The sequence below is a fragment of the Bradyrhizobium sp. genome, from assembly GCF_019242285.1.
Lineage (GTDB): Bacteria > Pseudomonadota > Alphaproteobacteria > Rhizobiales > Xanthobacteraceae > Bradyrhizobium.
Genome location: NZ_JAFAVV010000022.1, coordinates 1 through 3,203 on the forward strand (window position 1 = coordinate 1; position 3,203 = coordinate 3,203).

The following is a 3,203-nucleotide window of genomic DNA, read 5'->3' on the forward strand; positions in this document are numbered from 1 at the left end:
AATCTCGCGGAAGCGAGGAAGGTGATGGACCTCGCCACGGAGAAGAACCTGCGCGTCGGCTGCGCGCCGGACACCTTCCTCGGCGGCGGCCACCAGACCGCGCGCAGGCTGATCGACGAAGGCGCGATCGGCACGCCCGTCGCCGGCAGCGCGTTCTTCATGTGCCCGGGGCACGAGCGCTGGCATCCGGCGCCCGGCTTCTACTATCTGCGCGGCGGCGGGCCGATGCTCGACATGGGACCGTACTATATCACCGACCTGGTGCAGCTGCTCGGTCCGGTCGCCAGCGTGATGGGCTCGACCGCGCGGCCGAAATCCGAGCGGCTCGTCACCAGCGAGCCGATGAACGGCACGCTGATCCCGGTCGAGGTCGCAACCCATGTCGCCGGCACGCTGGAATTCGAGAGCCGCGCCGTGGTGTCGATCGCGATGAGCTTCGACGTGCCGAAGCACAAGCATGCGCCGATCGAGATCTATGGCGACAAGGGCAGCATGCTGGTGCCCGACCCCAACCGCTTCGGCGGCGAGGTGCAGATCGCCAAAACCGGCGGCGACTGGGAGACCGCGCCGCTCACCCACGGCCATGTCGAAGGCGAATTCCGTTCGATCGGCGTCGCCGACATGGCGACCGCCATCGTCACCGGCCGGCCGCACCGCGCGAGCGGCGCGCTCGCCTTCCACGTGCTGGAGGTGATGGAGGCGTTCCAGACCTCCGCGGACGAAGGCCGGCGGGTCAAGATCGCAAGCCGCGTCGAGCGGCCGGCGATGCTGCCGCCGGGACGCGAAACCGGACAGATCGATTGAGGGAATAAGAAGATGCGCAAGGCGATGATCGTATGGGGCGGCTGGCCGGGACACGATCCCGATCTCTGCGCCTCGATGATACGGGGCTGGCTGACCAAGGAAGGTTTTGACGTTCGGATCGAGACCAGTACGGCGGCCTTCGCCGATCCGGCAATCCACGAGCTGTCGCTGATCGTCCCGATCTACACCATGTCGAAGATCGAGAAGGCGGAGGCGCTCAATCTCTGCGCCGCAGTGCGCGGCGGCACAGGCCTCGCCGGCCATCACGGCGGCATGTGCGACGCGTTCCGCGACTCCGTGGACTACCAGTTTCTCTGCGGCGGCCAGTGGGTCGCTCATCCCGGCAACATCATCGACTACAAGGTCGACTTGACGCAGCCGGACGACCCCATCATGAAGGGCCTGAACAGCTTCGAGCACCGGTCCGAGCAGTACTACATGCACATCGATCCAGCCAACGAGGTGCTGGCGACCACGACCTTCACAGGCGAGCACGCGCCCTGGATCGAAGGCGTCGTGATGCCCGTGGTCTGGAAGAAGCGCTACGGCGAGGGCCGCGTGTTCTATTCGTCGCTCGGCCATCGCGCCTACGAGCTCGACGTGCCGGAGATCAGGACCATCATGACCCGCGGCATGTTGTGGGCCGCCCGGTGACGATGGGCGGCGAGACGCATCCGCCAGGCCGCGCGACCCTGGAAGACGTCGCGCGCGCGGCGGGCGTCTCGCTGGCGACCGTGGATCGCGTCGTCAACCGCCGCGAGGGCGTCCGCGCGAAGACAATAGCGCGGGTCGAAGCGGCGGTGGCCAAACTCGGCTACCGCGCCGATGTCGCCGCCGCCCGGCTCGCGCGCGGCCAGACCTTCCGCTTCGCCTTCGTGCTGCCGACCGGCAGCAACACCTTCATGATGAACCTGACCGAGCAGGTGCAGCGCGCCGCCGACTGGCTCGCCGGCCAGCGCGGCTTCATCGACGTTCTTCATGTCGACGTGTTCGATCCGGACGCGCTGACGGCGGCGCTGGAGCGGCTCTCGCCGGCCTATGCCGGGGTCGCCACCATCGCGCTCGATCATCCGCGCGTGCGCGCAGCGATCGACGAATTGATGGAGCGCAATGTCGCCGTGGTGACGCTGGTGTCGGACGCGCCGAGCTCGCGCCGGCTGCACTATGTCGGCATCGACAATCCGGCGGCCGGCCGCACCGCCGCTACCCTGATGGGGCGCTTTCTCGTCGGGCGCAAAGGACCCGTCGCGGTCATCGCCGGCTCGCTGTCGCTGCGTGATCACGCCGAACGTCAGTTCGGCTTTCACCAGATCCTGTCGAGCGAGTACCCCGAGCTCACGGCGCTGCCGGCGCTCGAAGGGCGCGACGACAGCGAGCGCACGCAGGTTCTCACCGCGGAGCTGCTCGAACGGCATCCCGACCTGCTCGGCATCTACAGCGCCGGCGCCGGCAACCGCGGCATCGCCGCGGCGCTGGAAGCTTCAGGCCGCGCCCGCGAAGTGGTCTGGATCGCCCATGAGCTCACCCAGCACACCAGGCGTTTCCTGGTTCGCGGCACCATCGACGCCATCATCAACCAGGACCCGGGCCACGAGGCGCGCTCGGCCGCGCGCGTGCTGCTCGCGCATTGCGCGGGCGAGCCGATCAGCCCGGACCAGGAGCGCATCCGCATCGACATCTTCCTGCGCGACAACTTGCCATGATGACGCCCGAGGTGAGATCATGACCAGGGACAATATGATCGCGGCCTACTCCGCCGAAGGCCGCCACTATCACAATTTGAAGCACATCGAGGACTGCCTGGCAGCGCTCGACGGCGTCGCCGGCCTGAATGCGCGCGAGCGCGAGATTCTGACCGCGGCGATCTGGTGGCACGACATCGTCTACGACCCCACCCACGCGGACAACGAGGAACTGAGCGCGCGGCTCGCGGAAGAAAACCTGCCGCCGGAGCTGCGCCACGAGGTCGGCCGCCTGATCCGGCTGACGAAAACCCACGATGTTGCGGCGGGCGATCGTCTCGGCGCGATCATGATCTCCATCGACCTCGGCATTCTCGGCGCCGACGCGCCGACCTATGACGCCTATGCCGCCGCGATCCGCCAGGAATATGCTCATGTTCCCGACGCCGCCTATCGCAGCGGGCGGGCCGCGGTGCTGCAGCGCTTCATGGCTCGGCCCGTGATCTATCCGGACGAAGGTTTTGCGGCCCGGCTGGAACAAGCTGCACGCGCGAACATCGCCCGTGAGCTGAAGTCGCTGCAGGCGGAATAGACGCGAAGGTCGCGGGAAGCGTACTCCGCCGTCGTAGTAGTTTCGCTGCGTCATGAGATCGTAGGGCCTTCGCCCAACGCCTTGCCCCAGAGCAAATCAGTGCGATTAGCGGCTTGCCACTCGTT

The 3,203-nt window shown here is 67.4% G+C and carries 4 protein-coding genes; all 4 read left to right on the plus strand.

The features are described from left to right. Nucleotides 1–804, plus strand: an 804-nt coding sequence (locus JOY90_RS01180; protein WP_291689347.1) for a Gfo/Idh/MocA family oxidoreductase, incomplete at its 5' end; no start/stop codon positions are given. A 12-nt stretch (nt 805–816) separates the two neighbouring features. Continuing rightward, nucleotides 817–1,458 (plus strand): ThuA domain-containing protein, encoded by a 642-nt coding sequence (locus JOY90_RS01185; protein ID WP_291689348.1) that lies wholly within the window; start codon nt 817–819, stop codon nt 1,456–1,458. Between the two features lie 2 nt (nt 1,459–1,460). Continuing rightward, on the plus strand, nt 1,461–2,507 hold the full coding sequence (locus JOY90_RS01190; RefSeq protein ID WP_291689350.1) for a LacI family DNA-binding transcriptional regulator: 1,047 nt from the start codon (nt 1,461–1,463) through the stop codon (nt 2,505–2,507). Between the two features lie 19 nt (nt 2,508–2,526). After that, entirely contained in the window at nt 2,527–3,078 is a 552-nt protein-coding gene (locus JOY90_RS01195; RefSeq protein ID WP_291689349.1) for a phosphohydrolase, read from the plus strand. Nucleotides 3,079–3,203 lie beyond the last annotated feature (125 nt).

Coding starts and splice junctions, on each gene's coding strand:
- JOY90_RS01185 (WP_291689348.1), top strand. CDS start 817: ATGCGCAAGGCGATGATCGTATGGGGCGGCTGGCCGGGACACGATCCC.
- JOY90_RS01190 (WP_291689350.1), top strand. CDS start 1,461: ATGGGCGGCGAGACGCATCCGCCAGGCCGCGCGACCCTGGAAGACGTC.
- JOY90_RS01195 (WP_291689349.1), top strand. CDS start 2,527: ATGACCAGGGACAATATGATCGCGGCCTACTCCGCCGAAGGCCGCCAC.